Annotated in this window: 20 protein-coding genes; 9 read left to right on the top strand and 11 right to left on the bottom strand. The window is 72.8% G+C overall.

Annotated elements, in window-relative coordinates:
* The first annotated feature begins 100 nt into the window (after positions 1–100).
* Entirely contained in the window at positions 101–1102 is a 1002-nt protein-coding gene (locus tag IH80_RS0119090; RefSeq protein ID WP_078906618.1) for a glycosyl hydrolase, read from the top strand.
* 20 nt (positions 1103–1122) lie between these two features.
* Here the strand turns inward: IH80_RS0119090 and IH80_RS0119085 are convergent, their stop codons facing one another.
* Genes IH80_RS0119085 through IH80_RS0119075 form a run of 3 tightly spaced genes read right to left on the bottom strand, consistent with a single transcriptional unit; the run spans position 1123 to position 3464 of the window.
* Positions 1123–1626 carry a hypothetical protein gene (locus IH80_RS0119085; RefSeq protein ID WP_030961920.1) on the bottom strand — a complete coding sequence of 168 codons (504 nt, stop codon included), beginning with the start codon at positions 1624–1626 and terminating at the stop codon, positions 1123–1125.
* 54 nt (positions 1627–1680) lie between these two features.
* Positions 1681–2304 carry a response regulator gene (locus IH80_RS0119080; protein ID WP_030961919.1) on the bottom strand — a complete coding sequence of 208 codons (624 nt, stop codon included), beginning with the start codon at positions 2302–2304 and terminating at the stop codon, positions 1681–1683.
* On the bottom strand, positions 2301–3464 hold the full coding sequence (locus IH80_RS0119075; protein WP_030961918.1) for a sensor histidine kinase: 1164 nt from the start codon (positions 3462–3464) through the stop codon (positions 2301–2303). The genes IH80_RS0119080 and IH80_RS0119075 overlap by 4 nt, the downstream gene beginning before the upstream one ends.
* Positions 3465–3883: 419 nt before the next feature.
* Between IH80_RS0119075 and IH80_RS0119070 the strand changes: the two genes are divergently transcribed.
* Together IH80_RS0119070 and IH80_RS0119065 are read left to right on the top strand one after the other, a co-directional pair.
* A complete protein-coding gene (locus IH80_RS0119070; protein ID WP_030961917.1) occupies positions 3884–4444 on the top strand; it encodes a GlcG/HbpS family heme-binding protein in 561 nt (186 codons plus the stop codon).
* Positions 4445–4476: 32 nt separating this feature from the next.
* The gene (locus IH80_RS0119065) at positions 4477–5889 is read left to right on the top strand and encodes a M1 family metallopeptidase (RefSeq protein WP_030961915.1); all 1413 of its coding nucleotides are present in this window, start codon (positions 4477–4479) and stop codon (positions 5887–5889) included.
* A gap of 23 nt (positions 5890–5912) precedes the next feature.
* Here the strand turns inward: IH80_RS0119065 and IH80_RS0119060 are convergent, their stop codons facing one another.
* Together IH80_RS0119060 and IH80_RS0119055 are read right to left on the bottom strand one after the other, a co-directional pair.
* Complete coding sequence (locus IH80_RS0119060; RefSeq protein WP_030961913.1) at positions 5913–6437, bottom strand: GNAT family N-acetyltransferase; 525 nt, start codon at positions 6435–6437, stop codon at positions 5913–5915.
* A gap of 88 nt (positions 6438–6525) precedes the next feature.
* Positions 6526–7101, bottom strand: coding sequence for a TerD family protein (locus IH80_RS0119055; protein WP_030031143.1), 576 nt, complete (start codon positions 7099–7101; stop codon positions 6526–6528).
* 157 nt (positions 7102–7258) lie between these two features.
* Here IH80_RS0119055 and arfB point away from each other — a divergent pair, with 157 nt between their 5' ends.
* Positions 7259–7684, top strand: coding sequence for an alternative ribosome rescue aminoacyl-tRNA hydrolase ArfB (gene arfB, locus IH80_RS0119050; RefSeq protein ID WP_030961911.1), 426 nt, complete (start codon positions 7259–7261; stop codon positions 7682–7684).
* Positions 7685–7695: 11 nt separating this feature from the next.
* Here the strand turns inward: arfB and IH80_RS0119045 are convergent, their stop codons facing one another.
* Complete coding sequence (locus tag IH80_RS0119045; protein WP_078906617.1) at positions 7696–8262, bottom strand: flavin reductase family protein; 567 nt, start codon at positions 8260–8262, stop codon at positions 7696–7698.
* A gap of 301 nt (positions 8263–8563) precedes the next feature.
* Here IH80_RS0119045 and cdgB point away from each other — a divergent pair, with 301 nt between their 5' ends.
* Together cdgB and IH80_RS0119035 are read left to right on the top strand one after the other, a co-directional pair.
* The gene (gene cdgB, locus IH80_RS0119040) at positions 8564–10285 is read left to right on the top strand and encodes a diguanylate cyclase CdgB (RefSeq protein ID WP_030961909.1); all 1722 of its coding nucleotides are present in this window, start codon (positions 8564–8566) and stop codon (positions 10283–10285) included.
* A gap of 68 nt (positions 10286–10353) precedes the next feature.
* On the top strand, positions 10354–11376 hold the full coding sequence (locus IH80_RS0119035) for a CBM35 domain-containing protein (protein WP_030961908.1): 1023 nt from the start codon (positions 10354–10356) through the stop codon (positions 11374–11376).
* A 23-nt stretch (positions 11377–11399) separates the two neighbouring features.
* Here the strand turns inward: IH80_RS0119035 and IH80_RS0119030 are convergent, their stop codons facing one another.
* The 3 genes from IH80_RS0119030 to IH80_RS0119020 form a co-directional block, all read right to left on the bottom strand.
* On the bottom strand, positions 11400–12320 hold the full coding sequence (locus tag IH80_RS0119030) for a 1-phosphofructokinase family hexose kinase (RefSeq protein WP_030961907.1): 921 nt from the start codon (positions 12318–12320) through the stop codon (positions 11400–11402).
* Positions 12321–12420: 100 nt separating this feature from the next.
* Positions 12421–13584, bottom strand: coding sequence for an N-acetylglucosamine-6-phosphate deacetylase (nagA, locus tag IH80_RS0119025; protein ID WP_030961906.1), 1164 nt, complete (start codon positions 13582–13584; stop codon positions 12421–12423).
* Positions 13584–14516, bottom strand: coding sequence for an ROK family protein (locus IH80_RS0119020; RefSeq protein WP_030961904.1), 933 nt, complete (start codon positions 14514–14516; stop codon positions 13584–13586). Before IH80_RS0119020 ends, nagA begins: the two co-directional genes overlap by 1 nt.
* A gap of 176 nt (positions 14517–14692) precedes the next feature.
* On the opposite strand from IH80_RS0119020, the gene IH80_RS0119015 reads away from it, so the two are divergent.
* The 3 genes from IH80_RS0119015 (at position 14693) to otsB (ending at position 17267) form a co-directional block, all read left to right on the top strand.
* On the top strand, positions 14693–15991 hold the full coding sequence (locus tag IH80_RS0119015) for an extracellular solute-binding protein (RefSeq protein ID WP_030961903.1): 1299 nt from the start codon (positions 14693–14695) through the stop codon (positions 15989–15991).
* A 151-nt stretch (positions 15992–16142) separates the two neighbouring features.
* Positions 16143–16379: a DUF3263 domain-containing protein gene (locus IH80_RS0119010; protein WP_030031449.1), complete on the top strand. Its 237-nt coding sequence runs from the start codon at positions 16143–16145 to the stop codon at positions 16377–16379.
* A gap of 39 nt (positions 16380–16418) precedes the next feature.
* Complete coding sequence (otsB, locus tag IH80_RS0119005) at positions 16419–17267, top strand: trehalose-phosphatase (RefSeq protein WP_030961902.1); 849 nt, start codon at positions 16419–16421, stop codon at positions 17265–17267.
* Between the two features lie 127 nt (positions 17268–17394).
* Here the strand turns inward: otsB and IH80_RS0119000 are convergent, their stop codons facing one another.
* Together IH80_RS0119000 and IH80_RS0118995 are read right to left on the bottom strand one after the other, a co-directional pair.
* Complete coding sequence (locus tag IH80_RS0119000; protein WP_030961900.1) at positions 17395–18849, bottom strand: alpha,alpha-trehalose-phosphate synthase (UDP-forming); 1455 nt, start codon at positions 18847–18849, stop codon at positions 17395–17397.
* Positions 18850–18896: 47 nt separating this feature from the next.
* A complete protein-coding gene (locus tag IH80_RS0118995; RefSeq protein ID WP_030961898.1) occupies positions 18897–19847 on the bottom strand; it encodes a glucosyl-3-phosphoglycerate synthase in 951 nt (316 codons plus the stop codon).
* Positions 19848–19939: the final 92 nt, after the last annotated feature.

Below are 19939 nucleotides of genomic sequence, written 5' to 3'. Positions count from 1 at the left end.
TGTCTCGTGGGCTCGGAGATGTGTATAAGAGACAGGTGGGGTGGGGCGGGTGTCTAACGTGCAGGCAGACACACCGGTGCACGAGGCCTGTGGAGGTGTCATGTCCCATCGGGGTCGCTGGCTGTCGGGCGCCTGTGCCGGTGCGGTCGCCGTCGCCCTGCTCGTCGCGGGGAGCGTCCTCGACACGCGGCCGCCGCGGCACGGGGCCGGGGGCGGTGCGGGGAGCGGGGCCGCGGGGACGGCTGTGGGCGCCTATCTCCACTACGGCTCGCCCGGCGTCGAGCGGATGGCGGAGCTCTCGCGCTGGCTCGGCGGCACCGAGCTGCGCGCCGGGCACACCTATCTGCCCGGCGACACGTGGGCGAACATCGAAGGGGCGCCGGATTCCCTGCGCAGCTGGGCGCGGTGGCGGCGGGAGAGGGCCGATCGGCTGTTCGTCCTGAACGTGCCCATGCAGGAGCGCAACGAGGCCGGTGTGTCCGACGGCCGGGTCGCGGAGTTGATCCGCTCCGGTGCCCGGGGTGCGAACGACGAGCATTTCCGGCGGCTGGCCGGGCGTCTGGTCGACCTCGGGGTGCCGGACACGGTGATCGTGCTCGGGTGGGAGATGAACGGCTTCGACTACACCCACCGCTGCCGTCCCGACCCGGAGAACTGGAAGGCGTACTGGCGGCGCATCGTGGCGGCCATGCGTTCGGTGGAGGGGCAGCGGTTCCGGTTCGACTACGCCCCCAACCGCGGGGGTGACGCGATCGCCTGGACGAGCTGCTATCCCGGTGACGACGTGGTCGACGTCGTCGGCATGGACTCCTACGACCAGGAGCCCGGCCGTACCTTCGACGAGCAGGTCCGCCAGCCGTACGGGCTCCAGCAGCAGGTGGATTTCGCGAAGGCCCACGGCAAGCAGATCTCGTACCCCGAATGGGGGCTGTTCCGGCACGGGGACAATCCGGAGTACGTACGGGGCATGCTGGCCTGGTTCGCCGAGCACCGGCCGCTGTACCACAGCATCACGGACTACTGCCCGCACGGCGTGTGGCAGTGCGGGCAGAACCCGCGCTCCTCGGCGGTGTTCCGGGAGTTCCTGTCCGGAGGCCGCTGACGGGCGCTGACCGGCCGCGCCTACGCCGGGACGCGCGGGAAGCGGGCCTGGAGGGTCCAGATGGCCGGGTTGTCGGCGAGGCCATCGTGCATGTCGATCAGGTCGGCGAGCAGGTCGTGCAGGAAGTCACGGGCCTCGCGGCGCAGCAGCCGGTGGCTGAAGGTCAGCGGGGCCTCCTCGGCCGGCATCCAGTCGGCCTCGACGTCGACCCAGCCGAAACGGCGCTCGAAGAGCATGCGGTCCGTGGACTCGGTGAAGTCGAGTTCGGCGTACTGGCGGTTGGCGGAGCGGCTGCCGCGCGGGTCCTGGTCGAGCTGCTCGACGATGTCGCACAGCGCCCAGGCGAAGTCCAGTACGGGCACCCATCCCCAGGCTGTGGATACTTCCCGGTCCGAGGCGGTGTCGGCGAGGTAGACGTCCCCGCAGAACAGGTCGTGCCGCAGCGTGTGGACGTCCGCCGAGCGGTAGTCGGTCTGCGGGGGGTCGGGGAAGCGCCGGGAGAGGGAGTAGCCGATGTCGAGCACGTACCCGATGGTGTCACGGGTGCCGGGGGCTCCCCACCCCGGCGTCGGGACGGGTCAGGAGGGGAGGAGGCGCTGTTCCTTCGCGACGGAGACGGCGCCCGCGCGGGTGTCGACGCCGAGCTTGTCGTAGATGCGCCCCAGGTGGGTCTTGACGGTGGCCTCGCTGATGAAGAGGGCGCGGGCGATGTCACGGTTGCCGAGGCCGCGGGCCAGCTGGCCGAGGATGTCCAGTTCGCGGTCGGTGAGGGTGGGGCGGCCGCCGCGCATGTGGGCCATGACGCGGCTCGCGACGGGCGCCGAGAGGGTGGTGCGGCCCTGGGCGGCCGAGTGGATCGCGGCGAAGAGCTCCTCGGGGCGTTCCGCCTTCAGGAGGTAGCCGGTGGCGCCGGCCCCGATCGCCCGGGTGATGTCCGCGTCCGTGTCGTAGGTGGTGAGGACCAGGACGTGCGGGGGCCGGGGGAGCGCGGTGATGCGGCGGGTGGCCTCGACGCCGTCGATGCCCTCGCCGAGCTGGAGGTCCATGAGGACCACGTCGGGGTGCAGTTTCGCGGCCAGGGCGACGGCCTCCTCGCCGCTGCCCGCCTCGCCGAGGACGTCGATGTCGGGTTCGCTGCCGAGGAGGGCGAGGAGTCCGGCGCGGACCACCACGTGGTCGTCGCAGAGCAGGATCGTCGTCATGGAGCGGGCTCCAGGGGGATGGCCGCGGAGAGGACGGTGCCCTCGCCCGGCGTGGATTCGATGGTCAGGGTGCCGCCCAGCTGGCGGACGCGGGCCCGCATGGCCGGGAGGCCGTGTCCGCGCCCGTCGGCGTCGGTGCGGGGCTCGGTGAAGCCGTGGCCGTCGTCGGCGATGTCGAGGACCACCTGGTCCCCGAGGAAGCTGAGGGTGAGGGCGGCCGTACGGGCGCCGGAGTGCTCCCGGACGTTGGCGAGGGCGCCCTGGGCTATGCGCAGCAGGGCGGACTGGACGCGGTCCGGGAGGGGGGTGGGGGCGCCTTCGAGGTGGAAGCGGACCTCGATGTCGGGTCCGGCGTCGAGGGCGCGCAGGGCGTCGGCGAGGCCGGCGCCGTCGGCGAGCTCGGACGGGGCCAGGTCGTGGACCAGCCGCCGGGCCTCGGCGAGGCCGTGTGCGGCGATGCCGGTGGCGGTACGGACGTGGGCGCGGGCGGTGGCCGGGTCGGTGTCCCAGGTGCGGTCGGCGGCCTGGAGGAGCATCTGCTGGCTGGACAGGTTCTGGGCGAGGGTGTCGTGGATCTCCATGGACAGGCGCTGGCGTTCGGCGAGGGTGCCTTCGCGGCGCTCGGTGGCGGCCAGTTCCCGGCGGGTCCGGATCAGGTCGTCGATCAGGGCCCGCTGGGCCTGGGCCTGGCGTTCCATGTGGACGAAGACGGCGGTGGCGAGGGCGGCGACGGCGGGCGGGGCCAGGAGCAGGTTGGGGTCGAAGGACTTGGACAGCTGCAACTGGGCGGTCACGACGAAGGCGGTGAGGAGGGCCACCAGGACGATGGCGGCGCGCGGCGGGAGGGTGCGCAGGGAGGTGAAGAAGAGCGGTACGGCGCACCAGGCGAAGCTCGGTGCGAGGACGACGAGGACCACCCAGGTGGTGACGACCAGGCCGAGCCAGAGGAGGCGGCGGCGGGTGGGGGCGGCGCCGAGTACGGGGCCGAGTACGTAGAGCAGGGCCAGGGTGACGCTGAGGGCGATGACCCACGGGGTGCGGGGTTCGCCGGGGTGGCGGAGCAGGAAGCGGGCCACGGAGGCGCCGAGGAGCAGGAAGAAGGCGGTGTGGGCGACCGTCGCGAGGGTTCGGGTGTCGTCGCGCGGCGGTGCGGGGGTCACGGGGTGCTCCTCGGTCGGGGCGTGCGTCCATTGTTGCCTGCGGTGGCTGGTGTCTGCGGGGCCGTTGCGGGGGGTGCTGCCAGCCCCCGCGCCTGGAACGCCGGCGGGGCTGGAAGACCGGGGCTCCGCCCCGGACCCCGCGCCTCGACGCCGGAGGGGCTGGATCTCCCGGGCTCGTGCCGTGGCCCGGGCGGCGTTGCGGGCACCCGCACAGGCCGATGGTTCCCGCGCCAGAGGCGACGCGCATCGGCCGATCGGATGACCCCCGGGTCAGCCGGTGCGGTGGGCGGGGCGAGCCGGTACGGGGACGGGGTGGAGGGGCTCGGGGGCCCAGGCTTGGAGCAGTGAAGGAGCCGGTCCGCCCGGCCCGGACCGACCGATCCGAAGCCGTCACCGCGGCACCGTTCTCAGGAGCAGAGATGAAGACCCGCACCCGCGTTCTCACCGGTACCGCCCTCGCCGTCGCCCTGGGCGCCGGAACCTTCGGTGCCGTGAGCGCCAGCGCGAGCCCCGCCGGCACCGCCGCCCAGGCCGTCGCCGTCTCGGGGAAGAAGGACGGCCCGAGCGACAAGAACCTCACCACGACGACCCACCTGACCGTCGACGCCGCCACCCGCGCCGCCCAGGCCGCGCTCCAGGCCGCCGCGGCGGAGAACCAGAAGGTGTCCGTCGCGGTGGTGGACCGCAACGGCAACACCATCGTGACCCTGCGCGGCGACGGTGCGGGCCCGCAGTCCTACGAGTCGGCCGAGCGCAAGGCCTTCACCGCCGTGTCCTGGAACGCGCCGACCTCGGTGCTCGTGGGCCGGCTGGCCCAGGCCCCGAACCTGAAGGACATCCCCGGCACGCTCTTCCTCGGTGGCGGTACCCCGGTCCAGGTGGACGGCGCTCCCGTCGCCGGTATCGGTGTGGCGGGCGCCCCGAGCGGCGACCTGGACGAGAAGTTCGCCAAGGCCGGTGTGGACGCGCTGGGCAAGTAGGACGGGCGCTTTGCCCGCTTAGGATCGGGTGTGTGGAACACCGCGCACTTCCCCGCCTCGCCGCTCCTGCCGTAGCCGCCCTGCTCGCCGTGACCACGGCCTGCACGGGAGGCACGGTGCAGGGGCGGCCTGGTGCGTCGGGGCTGCGCGACCCGTACTTCCCGAAGGCCGGCAACGGCGGCTACCAGGTCGAGCACTATGCGCTGGACCTGGACTACGACCCCGCCGACGGGGTGCTGCACGGCAGGGCGGTCATCACCGCGCGCGCCGAGCAGGGGCTCAGTTCCTTCAACCTCGACCTGAGCGGCCTGCACGTCGAGGGCGTGGACGTCGACGGCGAGGGGGCCCGGTTCAACCGGACCGGCAACGAGCTGACCGTGCGTCCGGCCGACGACGTGAAGAAGGGCCGGGTCTTCCGTACGGAGGTCGTCTACAGCGGCAGGCCGAAGGCCCTCACGGACGCGGACGGTTCCCGGGAGGGCTGGATCACCGGTGAGGCCGGTGCGGTCGGCGTCGGCGAGCCGGTCGGGTCGATGACCTGGTTCCCCGGCAACCACCACCCGAGCGACAAGGCCGCGTACGACATCACGATCAGGGTCCCCCGCGGCTACGAGGCGGTGTCCAACGGGGAGTTGCGTTCCCGTACCGAAGGTGCCGACGGGCGGACGCAGTTCGCATGGCACAACCCGGAGCCGATGGCCAGTTACCTGGCCACCGCCGTCGTCGGCCCGTACAAGGTGACGACCGGGCGGACGCCGTCGGGGGTGGCCGTCTACAACGCGGTGTCGCCGCAGGAGGCGGCCGCGAGCGAGCGGACGCTGGCGCGGCTGCCGGAGATGGTGGAGTGGGGCAGCGGCCGGTTCGGCCCCTACCCGTTCGGTACGGCGGGTGCGGTCGTGCTGCCTTCAGGGACGCTCGCCTACGCGCTGGAGACGCAGACCAAGCCGGTGTACCCGGGTGCGCCCGGGGACGAGTCGCTGGTGCTGCACGAGCTGGCCCACCAGTGGTTCGGCAACTCGGTGTCGCCGAAGAGCTGGAAGGACATGTGGCTCAACGAGGGCTTCGCGACCTACGCCGAGTGGCTGTGGGACGAGGACCACGGCGGGCCGACGGCGCAGGAGCACTTCGACGCGCTGCTGGCCGGTGACACGGACGTCGACGAGGCCGCCGATGCGGGCTGGGACGCCTTCCCTCCGGCCGACCCGCCCGGGCCGGAGGACATCTCCGCGAGCCCGGTGTACCAGCGCGGCGCGATGGTCCTGCAGCGGATCCGGCAGGAGGTCGGCGACGAGAAGTTCTTCGCCCTGGTGCGCGGCTGGGCCGCCGACCACCGGCACGGGAACGCGAGTACGGCCGACTTCACCGCCTACGCGCAGGAGCGGACGGGCCATGACCTGAAGAAGGTCTGGGACGTCTGGCTGTACGGGAAGGCCCGCCCGAAGTAGGCCCGCGACGGTCTTGGACCCGGTCAAGCGGGGCCGAGGGGCTTGCGCAGCACCGTGCAGTCGCGGCCCATGCCGAGGTCCTTGGCGCGGCGCACGGGGGCGTACCCCTGGGACTGCCAGAAGGCCAGGCCCTTGGGGTTGTTGTCCAGTACGGCGATCTGCACGCCGGTGCGTCCGGCGGCGCGGAAGCGGTCCTCGACCAGGGTGGCCACGGCGCGGCCGTGTCCCTCGCGGTGTGCGGTGGCGTCGATGAGCAGCAGGCCGATCCAGGGGTCGTCGTCCCCGGGGGCGGCGGCCGGGTTGTGGGCGAGGGTGGCGGCGAGGCCGACGAGGCGGCCGGAGCTGCGGGCGAGGAGGATCTCCGCGCCGTCGTGGGCGAGTTCGTCGGCGAGGGCGGCCGCGACCTGTTCGACCGTGATGCGGTTCGGGTCGGGGAAGTCGCCACTGAGTTCGAAGAAGGCGTGGTTGGTCGAGTAGAGGGCGGCGACCTCGGTCAGGACCGGCCCGGGGAGGGCGCCGTCCACGGGGACCAGCGGTTGGATGATCACCTGGGGAACGGTAGCGAAGCCCCCTCCCCGGACGGCCGGGAGGGGACTTCGCCCGCGTCGGTGTCCGTCAGTGGCGGACCCGGAGGACTCAGACGTTGACGCCGAAGTCCTGGGCGATGCCGGTGAGGCCGGAGGCGTAGCCCTGGCCGACCGCGCGGAACTTCCACTCGGCGCCGTTGCGGTAGAGCTCGCCGAAGACCATGGCGGTCTCGGTCGCCGCGTCCTCGGAGAGGTCGTAGCGGGCGATCTCGGCGCCGCCGGCCTGGTTCACGACGCGGATGTAGGCGTTGCGGACCTGGCCGAAGTTCTGGCTGCGGCTCTCGGCGTCGTAGATGGAGACCGGGAAGACGATCTTGTCCACGTCGGCGGGCAGGCCGGCGAGGTTGACGTTGATGGCCTCGTCGTCGCCCGCGCCCTCGCCGGTGCGGTTGTCACCGGTGTGGACGATGGTCTGGTCCGGGGTGGACTTGTTGTTGAAGAAGACGAAGTGGCCGTCGGAGACGACCTTGCCCGTGGCGTTGACCGCGATGGCCGAGGCGTCGAGGTCGAAGTCGACACCGGTCGTCGTACGGACGTCCCAGCCGAGACCGACCGTGACGGCAGCGAGGCCGGGGGCCTCCTTCGTGAGCGAGACGTTGCCGCCCTTGGACAGGCTGACAGCCATGGGAATGTCCCTTTCCTCATCCGACATGCACGTACAGGCGGTCAAAGTACCGCTGACCTCTATAACGCGACGAGAGGCCGGTCGGGTTCCCGGTGTGAATTCCGGGTGACGGCAAATGCGGGTGACGCGGGCGGGGCGGGCACGGATCATAGGGGGCATGCCTGGTCCCTATGTCATCCGCGGTTCGGTCGTGCTCCCCGAGGGGGAGCTGTCCTGGCGTTTCTCGCGGTCCTCCGGGCCCGGCGGGCAGCACGTGAACACCTCGGACTCGCGCGTGGAGCTGCTGTTCGACCTGGCGGCGACCAAGGCGCTGCCCGAGGTCTGGAAGGAGCGGGCGCTGGAGCGGCTCGCGGGCCGGCTGGTGGCCGGGGTGGTGACCGTACGGGCCTCCGAGCACCGCTCGCAGCTGCGCAACCGGGAGATGGCGCTGGTCCGGCTGGCCTCGCTGCTGGCCGAGGCGACGGCGCCGCCGCCCAAGCAGCGCCGGCCGACGAAGATCCCGCGGGGGATCAACGAGCGGCGGCTGCGTGAGAAGAAGGCGCGGGCCGAGACCAAGCGGGGCCGGACCGGCCGCGACTGGTAGGCGCGTCCGGATCAGCCCAGGTGCCGGTAGCGTCCGCGGAAGTAGGTCAGCGGCGAGGAGTCCGGGGACGGCAGGGAGGCCGTGAGGACCCGGCCGATCACCAGGGTGTGGTCGCCCGCCTCGACGCGCTTCTCCGTACGGCATTCCAGGGTGGCGAGGGCGCCGCTGAGCAGGGGCGCGCCGGAGGCCTCGCCGCGTTCGTACGGGAGGTCGGCGAAGAGCAGCCGGTCGCTGATGCGGCCCTTCATGGCGAAGCGGCCGGCGATCTGGAGCTGGTGGTCGGCGAGGACGGACACCGCCCACAGCGGCTGCTCCGCCAGCAGGTCGTCCATGCGGGAGCCCTCGCGCAGGCTCACCAGCACCAGGGGCGGGTCCAGGGACACGGACAGGAAGGCGGTCGCCGTCATGCCGACGTCCTCGCCGCGCGGCCCGTCGGCCGTCAGCGGGGGTTCGTGCGCGGCGATCAGGCACACGCCCGCGGCCAGCCGGGACATCGCGGCGCGGAACTCGTCATTGCTCACCCCCTCAGCATGGGGGCTCGCGTCGGGCGGGGCGGGTACGGGGGTCGTCTTCAGCACCCTGAAACGCTAATCTCGCCCTCCCGTACGGCACATCGGGCCCTGGTCCGAGTCGCGCCCCCGCCCCTCGGCCTAGGCCCGGGCGTATCGTTTGCTCACGAGAATGAGGGGGAGCGCTCCCAGCCCGAACCGTCCCAGCGCGCACCGTTATTCATCTCATGTGACTTGACTCACAGAGGACAAGATTTGTTGACCCTGTGTACCTGCCGCACAGCTCACTGTGATTCAGTGGACGGGACACCGCAACGAAACGCCGATGACAAACCTGGAGTTGCTGTCGAGGTCTCGGGGAGAGCGAGCAATGGAGACCGAGTCGGAGCCGTACGTCCGTCTTGCGACCCTGCGGCAGCTGCACCGGGTGGTGGCCGATCTCAACACGGCCCGCAGCCTGGCGGACACTCTGCAGACCGTCGTGGACGGCATCGTCGTGGGCCTCGGCTATGAGCTCGCCTGTGTCAACCTCGTTCGCCCCGACGGGGATCTGGTCGTCGCCGCCTTCGCGGGCGACCCCGCCGCGGAGGCACTCATCACAGGTCGCGTGGGGTCCCGTGCCTCCTGGGAACGCCGTCTGACGATGGGGGAGTGCTGGGACGGGCTCCGCTTCATCCCGCACACCGAGGGCTGGGTCCTGCTGGAGGACGACGTCCCCCAGTGGCACACCGACGGCCCCGATCCGCGCTTCGAGGACGAGTGGCATCCCGAGGACCGGCTCTACGCCCCCATGTACGCGTCCGGCGGGGAACTTCTGGGTGTCATTTCGGTGGACAGACCGCGCAACGGCCGCCGGCCCGGCGCCTGGGGCCGCGAAGCGCTCCAGATGTACGCCTTCCAGGCGGCGATTGCGATCAGCAATGCGAGGCTCCGCGCGAACATGCAGCGCGCCCTGGTCCGGCTGGAACGCGAGCAGCAGGCGCTCCGCGCCAGTGAAGAGTCGTTCCGCCAGGCCTTCGAGTACGCGCCCAGCGGCATGGCCATCGCCGAGATGGGCGGCGACCAGCACGGCCGGCTGCTGCGCACCAACGACGCGCTGTGCCGGCTCCTCGGCCGCCCCGCCTCCGTACTGCGCCGCTACTCCTTCTCCGACCTGGTCCACCCCGAGGACATCGGCACCCTGCTGCGCACCTCCGCCGAGGGCGGCCGCGCCGAGCTGCGCCTGGGCCGCCGGGACGGCACGTACGTGTGGGTCTCGCTGCGCAACTCCGTCGTGGCCGACGCCGCCGACGGGCCGCGCTTCCTGCTCACGCACGTCGAGGACATCGAGGAGCGCAAGCGCCACGAGCTCCAGCTCGCGCACCGGGCCAGCCACGACTCGCTGACCGGCCTGCCCAACAGCGCCGAGCTGCGGGCCCGGCTCGGGGCGCGGCTGTGCCGCAGGCCGCAGTCCGCCCGGGCCACCGCGATCGAGGCCCTGGACGCGGCCTTCGAGGGGCGCGAGGCGCACGACGGCCACGAGGTGCGGGCGGAGGCGGGCGGCGGGGGAGAGCACGGCTTCCAGGCCGACGGTCCCGACCGGTACCCAGGGGGTGATCCCTTCGACTTCCCCGGCGCGCCGACCGCCCCGACGGACGGACCGTACGACCACCACGTGCACACGGTGGCGCCCGCGGCCGACGTCGACGACGGGACGAAGGGGCTCGCGGTGCTCTTCTGCGACCTCGACGGCTTCAAGTCGATCAACGACCGGTTCGGGCACCACACGGGCGACGCGGTCCTCATCGAGGTCGCCCGGCGGCTGACGACGGGCGTCAGGGACGGTGACACCGTCGCTCGGCTGGGTGGTGACGAATTCGTCGTCCTGGCCGACGGGCTCGGTGCCGCGGACGCCGCGGACCTCGCCGTCCGGCTGCGCAACGCGATCATCCCGCCGATCCGCGTGGACGGCCGCGCGGTGCGTGTCGGCGCCAGTTTCGGCATCGGCTGGGCCAGCTGCGGCATGTCGGCCGACGAGGTGCTGCGCTCGGCCGACCAGCGGATGTACATCGAGAAGAGGTCCCGCTCCAAGGCGCACCGCAGGGCCGGCTGAGGCGGTCCGTCGCCCGTGGGTGCACCTGTTCGGGGTAGGCTCCCGGGGGTCGAAAGGAGTGACCTGCGATGACGACGCCCGCGAACAACGGCCCGCACGGTGGGGCGAACAAGCCCGAGGACGACGATCCGTTCGGGTACCTCTACGCGGACGGCCAGTCTGCCGGAGCCACCCCGCCCACGTCGGGCGGCGGGTACGGCTACCCCGGCGCGACGGCCGGCGGTCACCCCGGTGCGCAGCCCGGTGTCCCCCGTACCTCGCACCACCAGGTGCGGACGGTCGGCGACCGCAGGAACGGCGGCCAGCGCGGCCCCGTCCCCCAGCAGCAGAACCCCGGCTACCAGGCCCAGTACCAGGCGCCCGAGGCGCTGCAGGCGGGCGGTTACGGCGTTCCGCCGCAGCCCCAGCCCGGGCAGCAGACCCAGACCATCACGGGGCAGCCCGGCGGGCACGGCGGTCACGGTGGCGGCGCCTCCAGCCGGCGCGGTCTGCTGATCGCGGCCGTCGCGGTGGTCGGCGCGGTCGTGATCGGCATCGGCGCGGCCCTCGCCTTCGGCGACAAGGACGAGCCCGAGGACAAGGGCAAGGACACCGCGAACGGCGGCCAGCAGTCGGCGGCCCCGCAGGACCCCGGCAGCCCCACCCCGAGCGCGAAGCCCTCGCAGGCCCAGCTGCCGAAGGCGGACTTCGGCGGCAGCGGCATGTCCCTCACGGGCGGTGCCAACCTGCAGAACACGCTGCCTGGCGCGAAGAGCGAGAACGGCCAGTACGTGACGGGCCTGAACGCGGTGGGTGCGGCGGCCACCTGGTCGCTGGAGGTCCCCAAGACGGGCAAGTACAAGCTGAAGATGACCTACGGGGTGCCGGGCAAGGACGCCAACACCACGCTGACCGTCAACGGCGAGGTGCAGACCCGGCCGGTGAACATGGCGAACTTCTCCAAGGCCGCCCCCGGCGACTGGGCCAAGGGGTGGACCAACACCTACTCGCTGGTGGACCTCAAGCAGGGCGCCAACACGATCAAGATCTCGTGCGAGGCGGGCAACCAGTGCGACGTCGTCCTCGACCAGCTCTGGCTGGAACAGGGCTGATCCGGCCGGCCTGACGCCCGCCCCTAGGCGGCGGGCGCCACCTTCACCGACCCCCGTACCTCCTCGTAGGTGCGGGGGTCGAACTCTCCCGCCACGGGCGCCAGGACCGTGGCCGCGGAGAGCGCGACGGCGCGGGTGAGGCGGTCCGGCCAGTCCAGGCCCTCGGCGAGGCCGGACAGCAGGCCCGCGACGACGGAGTCGCCGGCTCCGGTGGGGTTGCCGGACAGCGGGCGCGGCGGGGCCGCCTGCCAGGTGCCGTCGGCGGTGGCGGCCAGCAGGCCGGCCGGGCCGAGCGAGGTGACCACCGCGTGCGCGCCGCGGCGGCGGGCGTCGCGGCTGGCGGGCAGCGGGTCGCGGGACCCGGTCAGCTCGGCCAGTTCGGCCGCGTTCGGCTTGATGATCTCGGGGCGGGCGGCGACTCCCCGGCGCAGGGCCTCGCCGCTGGTGTCCAGCAGGACGGGGACCCCGGCCGCGCGGGCAGCCCGTACGAGCACGGCGTACGCGCCCACGGGCACCCCCGGCGGGAGGCTGCCGCACAGGGCCACCGCCCGCACCCCGGCGACCAGCTCCTCGTAGTGCGCGAGGAACCGCGACCACTCCGCGGGCGTGATGAACGGCCCCGGCTCGTTGAACTGGGTGGTGTCGCCCGAGGCTTCGTCGACGACGGCCAGGGTGCGGCGTGAGGGGCCCTCGCAGGGGAGCAGGGCGTCCACCACTCCGGGGCGGCTCGCCAGCTGCCGGCGCACGACCGAGCCGACCGGGCCGCCGGCGAAGCCCGTCGCCGTCACCTTGTGACCGAGCGCGCTCAGGACGCGGGCGACGTTGAGCCCCTTGCCGCCGGGCCGTTCGGTGACGGCGGTGACCCGGTGCGAGGCGTGCGGAAGCAGCCGCGGCACGCGGTAGGTGACGTCGAGTGCGGTGTTGAGCGTCACGGTCAGGATCATGGGCACCCCCGGGTCTGTTGCTGCCGGGATCATGCCAAACGCGAGGCGGTCGGCCCAGTCCTACGGGCCGACCGCCTCGGCTGCGCCAGCCGCATGGCCGTCAGAGCTGCCCTCGGACGGCGGGGCTGACGATCCATTCGCCGCGCCGCATGACGCCCTTGACGTCGAAGGCGGCGTCCAGGACGACGAGGTCCGCGTACTTGCCGGGCTCCAGCGAGCCGACCTCGTCGTAGAGGCCGAGCAGCTTGGCCGGGTTGGCGGAGATCGCCTGGACCACGGATTCCACCGGCAGCTTGTCGAGGGTGACCGAGCGCTTGAAGGCGGTGTCCAGGGTGAGCGTCGAGCCGGCGATGGAGCCGCCCTCGACGAGCCGCGCCACACCGTCCTTGACCTCGACCTCCAGCGGGCCGAGGTGGTAGGTGCCGTCACCGAAACCGGCCGCGTCCATGGCGTCGGTGATCAGTGCCACACGGTGTGCGCCCGCGTGGTGGAAGGCCAGTTCGAGGGCCGCGGGGTGCAGGTGCGTGCCGTCGTTGATGAGCTCGACCGTGATCCGCTCGTCCTCCAGGAGGGCGGCGATCGGGCCGGGTTCGCGGTGCGCGAGCGCGGGCATCGCGTTGAAGAGGTGGGTGGCCACGGTCGCGCCCGCGTCGATCGCGGCGCGCGTCTGCTCGTAACTGGCGTCGGTGTGCCCGATCGCGGCGATCACCCCGTGCTCGGCCAGCAGCCGTACGGAGTCCAGGCCGCCCGGGAGTTCGGTGGCCAGGGTGACCATGCGGGCGGCGCCGTGGGCCGCGTCGACGAGCTTGCGGACCTCGGCCGGGTCGGGGTGGCGGAGCAGGTCCTCCTTGTGGGCGCCCTTGCGGCAGGGGTTGATGAACGGCCCCTCGAAGTGGATGCCTGCGATCTCGCCCGCCTGCGTCAGCTCGGCCAGCAGCCCGGCCCGCCGGGCCAGTTCGTCCAGGTCCCCGGTGACGGTGGAGGCGACCAGGGTGGTGGTGCCGTGCGCGCGGTGGGTGCGCACGCCCTGGAGCACGTCCTCCGCGGTGCCGGAGGTGAACGAGGCGCCGCCGCCGCCGTGGTTGTGCATGTCGACGAAGCCGGGGACGATCCAGTGCCCCGTCAGGTCGACGACCTCCGCACCCTCGCGGGCGCTCCCGGCGATGCGGTCGCCCTCGACGATGACCCGGCCGCCCGCCACGGTCCCGGTGGGCAGCACCACCCTGGCGCCGGAGAGAACAGTGCCGTGTGCGCTTCCGGACATCAGGCCGGTACCTCCGTGGCGAGTAGGTCCCAGGCGAGCAGCCCTGCGCCCAGGCAGCCGGCGGTGTCCCCGAGGGCCGCCGGCACGATGTGGGGGAGCCGCTGGAACGTCACGCGCTCCTCCACGGCCTTCCGTAGTGGTGTGAACAAGGTTTCCCCGGCCTCGGCGAGCCCGCCACCGATGATCAGCGTGCGCGGGTCCAGCAGGGTGATCGCGGTGACCAGGCCGTCGGCGAGGGCTCCGACGGCGGACAGCCAGACCTCGCGGGCCCGCGCGTCACCGGACCGGACCGCCTCGGCGCAGTCGGCGGCGTCGGCCTCCGGGTCGCCGGAGGCGGTCGCCCAGGCGCGGCTGACGGCGGCGGCGGAGGCGAGGGTCTCCAGGCAGCCGCGCTGGCCGCAGCCGCAGCCGGGGCCGCCGGGGCGCACCACGATGTGTCCGATCTCGCCCGCGTACCCGTGCGCGCCGGCCTCGATGCGGCCGGCGATGCCGATGGCGCCGGCGATGCCGGTGCCGAGCGGGACGAAGAGGAAGCGGTCGGCGCCCCGGCCGGCGCCGATGCGTCCTTCGGCGAGTCCGCCCGTGCGCACGTCGTGGCCGAGGGCCACGGGGATGCCGCCGAGGCGCCCGGTGAGGAGCGCGCGCAGCGGTACGTCGCGCCAGCCGAGGTTCGCCGCGTAGACGGCGATGCCGTTCTCGGCGTCGACGATGCCGGGGACGGCGACCCCGGCGGCCGAGGCGGCCCGCCCGAAGCGTTCCCGGCCGGTGTCGAGGAGCTCTGCGGCGAAGTCCTGGATCGTCTCGACGACGGCGTCCGGGCCCCGCTCGCGGCCGGTGGCGCGGCGCGCTTCGTGCAGCAGGGTGCCGTCCTCGGCGACGAGGGCGGCCTTCATCCCGGTGCCGCCCACATCGAGGGCGATGACGTGTTTCACGGGTTTCACAGAGACAGTCTCGCGTGCTCGGGGGCGAAAGGTCTAGTCCAATGAGGGGGATTGTTGAGTGGCCATACAAATCGGGCGCCCTGGTGGGGAGCCCGATGTGGACGAGCCGCCAAAGTGGTGTAGACCTTACGTGGATCGTACGTACAACAAGGGGTGGATCGATACCTGTGAAGGGCCGTTACCAGAGCCTGGCCGCGTCCGGCGCCGCGCTGTGCCTGACCGCGGTGACGCTGACGGGCTGCGGAGCCGTCGGTGGACTCACCGGAGACAACGAGGTGACCCTGCGGGTCGTGGCGGCCGACTACGGGGACAATCCGCAGAACTCCTCGGCGGCCTATTGGAAGGGCCTCGCCGACGGCTTCGAGAAGGACCACCCCGGCACCAAGGTCGAGGTGAACGTCTACTCGTGGTCCGAGGTCGACGCCAAGGTCGCCGAGATGGTCAAGGCCGGCAAGGCCCCCGACATCGCCCAGATCGGCGCCTACGCCGACTACGCGGCCGCCGGCAAGCTGTACTCCACGGCCGAACTGCTCTCGGTGAAGACCGAGGCCGACTTCCTCGCCCCCCTCGCGGACGCCGGAAAGGTCAAGCAGACCCAGTACGGCATGCCCTTCGTCTCCAGCACCCGGCTGCTCTTCTACAACGAGAAGCTGCTGGCCGACGCGGGCGTGATCGCCAAGGACGCCAAGGGCTGGCAGCCCAGGAGCTGGGCCGACCTGGAGGCCGCGGCCAAGAAGCTCAAGGCCGCGGGCGTGCCCACCCCCTTCGCGCTGCCGCTGGGCCGCGAGGAGGCGCAGGCCGAGACGATGATGTGGATGCTCGCGGGCGGTGGCGGCTACACCGACAACGAGGAGGGCTACGCCATCGACTCCGCCGACAACGTCAAGTCGCTGGAGTTCCTGCGGGACAAGATGGTCGGCCAGGGGCTCACCGGGCCGGTCGAGCCGGGCAAGCTGGACCGCCAGGCCGCCTTCGAGGCCTTCACCAAGGGCGAGGTCGGCATGCTCAACGGGCACCCGACGCTCATGAAGCAGGCAGAGGCCAAGGGCGTGAAGTACGGCATGGTGCCGCTGCCGACGTCCGACGGCTCCCCGCAGCCGGCGATGGGCGTCGCGGACTGGGTCATGGCCTTCAAGAACGGCCACCGCGCCGAGTCCGGCAAGTTCCTGGACTACCTGTACCAGCCGAAGAACGTGACGGCCTTCACCGAGAAGTACGACCTGCTGCCCGCCACCACCAGCGGCTACCAGGCCAAGCAGGGCGCCACCAGCGGTTCGGCCGTCCAGCTGAGGCCCTTCCTGGCGGCGCTGCCCAGCTCGCGGCTCTACCCCGTGGGCAAGAAGTCCTGGGCCGGCGTCAGCGAGGACATCAAGCAGAACATCGGCAAGGCCGTCCAGCCCGGCGGGCAGCCCGCCAAGGTACTGGAGGAGATCGCCACGGCGGCGCGCGCGGCGGACCCGCGCTGACACGGCGGACCCGCTCTGACACGGCGGACCCGCGCTGACACGGCGGACCCGCCTACGGGGACCCGCGCCGACGCGGGGGAACCCCCTGCGAGGACCCGCGCCGCCGCGGGGGGCGCCGCCGTCTGTCGGACGGCGGCGTTAATCTGGCGGTATGACGGACGAGGGGCAGCTGACGGCCACGGAGGCCGCGGTGCTCGCGTACGAGGGACGCACCTGGCCCGGGCCCGGAGCCAAGGAGCGGGCCATACGCGAAGGGCTGGGGATGACCCCCGTCCGCTACTACCAGCTGCTCAACGCCCTCATGGACGACCCGCGCGCGCTGGCCCACGCCCCGGGCACGGTCAACCGGCTGCGAAGGATCCGCGAAGCCCAGCGAGCCCGGCGGTAGACGTAGCCGTCGCCCCGCCGGGCCGTTAGGGTCGTGCGTATGGGGAGCCATGCGCACGACCTGCCGATGCCCGTTACCGCAGCCGGACGCGAGGGACTCGAAGCCCTGCTCCGCGCACCCCGCCGGTCCGTGGTCGCCCTGGACTTCGACGGCACCCTCGCCGACATCGTCCCGGACCCGGACCAGGCACGGGCCCATCCCGAAGCCGTTCCCGCGCTCTCGGCCCTCGCCCCGCAGGTGGACTCGGTGGCCGTCGTCACCGGCCGGCCCGCCGGCGTCGCCGTCCGCTACGGCGGCTTCGCCGGGGTCCCGGGACTGGAACACCTCGTCGTCCTCGGCCACTACGGAGCCGAACGCTGGGACGCCGTGACCGGCATGGTCCACGCCCCCGCCGAGCACCCCGGGGTGGCGGCCGTACGGGCCGAGCTGCCCGGGTTCCTGGACGCGATCGGGGCCTGGCGCGGCACCTGGATCGAGGAGAAGGGCCGGGCGCTCGCCGTCCACACCCGGCGGGCCGAGGACCCGGCGGCGGCCTTCGCGGCGCTGCGGGAGCCCCTGACGGACCTGGCCGCCCGGCACGGGCTGATGGTCGAGCCGGGGCGGGCCGTGCTGGAGCTGCGGCCCCCGGGCATGGACAAGGGCGTGGCACTGACGGAGTTCCTGGCGGAGCGGGACGCGGAGACGGTGCTGTACGCCGGGGACGACCTGGGCGACCTCGCCGCGTACTCGGCCGTCGAGAAGCGCAGGGCCGACGGGCTGCCGGGACTGCTGGTGTGCAGCGGCTCGGCGGAGGTTCCCGAGCTCGCCGCCCGGGCCGACCTGGTCCTCCCCGGCCCGGGCACGGTCGCCGCCTTCCTCGCGGCCCTGGCCGCAGCCCTGCGGGGCTGAAGACGCTTGCGGGCGCGCCGCCGCTGCGGGCGCGCCGCCCCGGGACCCGCGCCTCACACGCCGACGAGGCCGGATTTTCAGCCGTGCGGCGTTTGAGGACCGGGTCCGGGCAGAGCGCGGCAGCGGGTCAGGCCAGGGATGCCAGCTGGGCCTCGAACCAGGCCGCCGGCGGGAGGGCCGTCGCGGCCGCCGCCAGGCGCTTGGTGCGGTCCGCCCGCTCGGCGTCCGGCATGGACAGCGCCGCGTGCAACGCCTCCGCCGTCGCCGACACGTCGTACGGGTTCACCGTGAGCGCGTCCCGGCGGAACTCCTCGTACGCCCCCGCCCCCGTGGACAGCACCATCGCGCAGCCCGCCTCCGACACGACCGGGATCTCCTTGGCCACCAGGTTCATCCCGTCCCGCACCGGGTTCACCAGCGCCACGTCCGCCATCCGGTAGACCGCCAGTGACCGCGCGAAGTCGTCCTTCACCGACACCAGCACCGGCTGCCAGTCCTCCGTGCCGAACTCCGCGTTGATCTGGGCGGCCAGCTCCGAGACGGCCGCCGTGTAGTCCCGGTACACCTTCAGGTCCTGCCGCGACGGGTACGCCGAGGCCATGTGCACCACGCGGCCGCGCCACTCGGGGTGGACCGTCAGCAGCTCCCGGTAGGCCAGCAGACCCCGCAGGATGTTCTTCGACAGCTCCGTCCGGTCCACCCGGGCGATCGTCTTGCGGTCACCGACCTCCGCCCGCAGCTCCGCCAGTTTCCCGTCCACCTCCGGCCGGTGCGCGAGCGCCCGCAGCTCGTCCGCGTCCACGCCCAGCGGGTACTGCGCCACCTCGGTGAAGCGCTTCTGTCCGTAACCGCCGTCCGCGGTCATCCGCCGGTGGTGCACCCCGGCCGCTCCCTCCCGGGGGAAGAAGCTGCCCGCGATGCCGCCCGCGTCGTCGAGGGTGGCGCCGGAGACGAAGTTGGCCGCCCAGGCCGACGTGTGAAACCCCAGCCGGTCGGCCCCGAGCATCCCCCACACCAGCTGGCTCCTGATGTCGGCCGGGAGCATGTCCAGGAACTCCCGCGACGCCCACGGCGTGTGCGTGAAGTGCGCGATCCGCAGGTCCGGCCGCAGTTCCCGCAACTGCCCCGGGACCAGCGCCAGGTGGTAGTCCTGCACCAGCACGCGGGCGCCCTCCTCGGCCTCCTCGGCCAGGGCGCGGGCGAAGGCCTCGTTGTACCCGACGTAACTGCCCCACTGGCGCCGGAACTCCGCGTCGAAGACCGGCTCCCGCGGCACGTCGTACAGGTGGTGGTGGGTGAACCACAGCACCGAATTCGCGATGCCGTTGTACGCGTCGTCGTACATCGTGGGATCGATGTCCAGCATCCGGACGCCCGGCTCGGAGACGTCCCGGCGGACCGCCTCCCGGTCCGCGTCCGACAGCGCCGCGCAGACCCACAGCGCCCCCGGCTGCTCCGCGAGGGCCGCCGAGAGTCCGGAGACGAGACCACCGCCGCCGCGCCGGGCGCTGAGCGTCCCGTCGTCGGAGAGGGCGTAGGAGAGCGGGCCGCGGTTCGCCGCGACGAGTACCTGAGAAGCCATGCGCCGAACCTAGCCCGGTCCGCGCCTGCTCAAACGTACGGACACGGTCACGCCACGTGGCGCCGGCCGTACTCCTGCACGCCCAGCATCGGCGGCCGCTCCTCGGTGTCCACCGGGTACGTGCGCGGCACGAAGCCCTCCGGGCCCCGCTCGAACTGCGTCAGCTCCGGCCGTACGAGGTGTCCGCGCGAGAGCCGTACCTGGGCCGTGCGGTAGATCGCCGCGGCCATCCGGCCCAGTGCCTGTCCGCCCTGGTGGCGGTGGAGCCGCACGCCCACGTCCACCTGGGCCAGCGCGTCCAGTCCGACCGTGTGCAGCGCGTCGACCAGCAGGCCCAGCTCCACCCCGTAGCCCACCGGGAACGGCAGCCGCTCCAGCAGGGACCGCCGTACGGCGTACTCGCCGCCCAGCGGCTGGACGAAGCCGGCCAGTTGCGGCCAGTGCAGGTTCAGCAGCGGGCGGGCGACCAGCTCCGTGACCCGTCCGCCCTGGCCGGGGGCGTCACCCAGCGGCCGGTCGTACATCGCCTTGACGAACTGCACGCCGGGGTCGGTGAGCAGCGGGCCCACGATCCCGGAGACGAAGGAGGCCGAGAAGTCCCGCAGGTCGGCGTCGACGAAGCAGACGATGTCGCCGGTGGTGGCCAGCAGCGAGCGCCACAGCACCTCGCCCTTGCCGGGCAGTGCCGGGATCCTCGGCAGGATCTCGTCGCGGTGCACCACCCGGGCGCCGGCCTTCGCCGCGATCTCGGCGGTCCGGTCGGCCGAGCCCGAGTCGACCACGACCAGCTCGTCCACGAGCGGGACCGGCAGTCCCTCGATCAGCTGACGCCGGATGACCTCGACGATCGCGCCGACCGTCGCCTCCTCGTCCAGCGCGGGCAGCACCACGCTGACCGTGGTCCCGGCCGCCCGTTTGAGGTCGAGCAGCTGGTCGAGCGGTCGGTCGGCGGCGGACCAGGAGCGGTCGGCCAGCCAGCGCTCCACCTCTTCCAGCACCCTCAGCACTCCCTGCTCGTCGGCGTTATGGCCGTTTATGTGATCCATCTCGCGGTTCGGACGGCTGTCTCAACCGCCCGTCCCTTCGGTTA

This window comes from Streptomyces sp. NRRL S-378 (genome assembly GCF_000720645.1).
Taxonomy (GTDB): Bacteria; Actinomycetota; Actinomycetes; order Streptomycetales; family Streptomycetaceae; genus Streptomyces.
This window is presented reverse-complemented; position numbering and strand designations above follow the sequence as displayed.